The sequence below is a fragment of the Exiguobacterium sp. TDN 0502 genome, from assembly GCF_050846835.1.
Lineage (GTDB): Bacteria > Bacillota > Bacilli > Exiguobacteriales > Exiguobacteriaceae > Exiguobacterium_A.
This window is the reverse complement of sequence record NZ_JBOZGJ010000038.1, coordinates 1-845: the sequence shown is the minus strand read 5'-3', so window position 1 is coordinate 845 and position 845 is coordinate 1. Positions and strand designations below refer to the sequence as shown.

The window sequence follows — 845 nt, the reverse complement described above, 5'->3', positions numbered from 1 at the left end:
AAAGATCCATGATGGTTGAAAGATATTTCGTCGTGCTGCCATATTGGATATAGGTGATATCCGTCACCCATTTCTGATTCGGTTTACTTGCTGTGAAATCACGCTTGATAAGATCCGGTGCCGTTATGATGCGTTCACCTTGAGACTTCCATCTTCGTTTTGGCTTGATCCGACATTGGAGATGGTGTTTTTGCATGATTTTCTGTACGGTATTCCGATTGGCTTTCAACTGATAGATTTGCTGTAATAATGCCTTTATTTTTCGATGTCCATTCCGATACTTTGTCTGTTTACTTAGTTCGATGATGGCTCTTTCGAGCACCGAGGGTGCTTTCGCAGGCTCTTTAATCCAACGGTAATAGCTTGCTCTTGGTACATCCAAAGCGCTAAGAATGGCGGTGATTGTATACTTTCCCCGAAGACGCTCTACAATTTTTATGACTACTTCTTTCTCAACTCTCTTTCGATCTCCATGTACTTTTTTAAGATCTCATTTTCCATCTTTAGATGTGACATTTGTCGTTCTCTCTTTTCATTCTCACTCGCAGAATCTGGTCCATGTCCATAGGTATATTGTTTACCGATGGGCTGATCAAATCGATAATGCTCGTTAGAGCGATACCATCTCATCCATGTTTTGATTTGAGACTCATTTTTGATTCCGTACTTCTCCATGATCTCTTTCGTCGTTAACTTACCACTCAGCTTATCTTTAACCACTGCCCATTTCACTTCACTTGAATATACGTTTTTGCCCATGCAAAAACACCTCCGATGTTAGTACTTTTTAAAAGTGTACCACTCCGAAGGTGTTTTATATTGTCTCAAAATTTTAGGTTAGCCCA

2 protein-coding genes are annotated in these 845 nt (G+C 40.1%); both read right to left on the bottom strand.

Annotation, left to right across the window (positions count from 1 at the left end):
- A partial coding sequence (locus tag ACRPK8_RS15780; RefSeq protein ID WP_432238992.1) for an IS3 family transposase occupies positions 1-322 on the bottom strand: 322 nt, incomplete at its 3' end.
- A gap of 119 nt (positions 323-441) precedes the next feature.
- Positions 442-759: a transposase gene (locus tag ACRPK8_RS15775; protein ID WP_432238991.1), complete on the bottom strand. Its 318-nt coding sequence runs from the start codon at positions 757-759 to the stop codon at positions 442-444.
- Between the last annotated feature and the right edge of the window lie 86 nt (positions 760-845).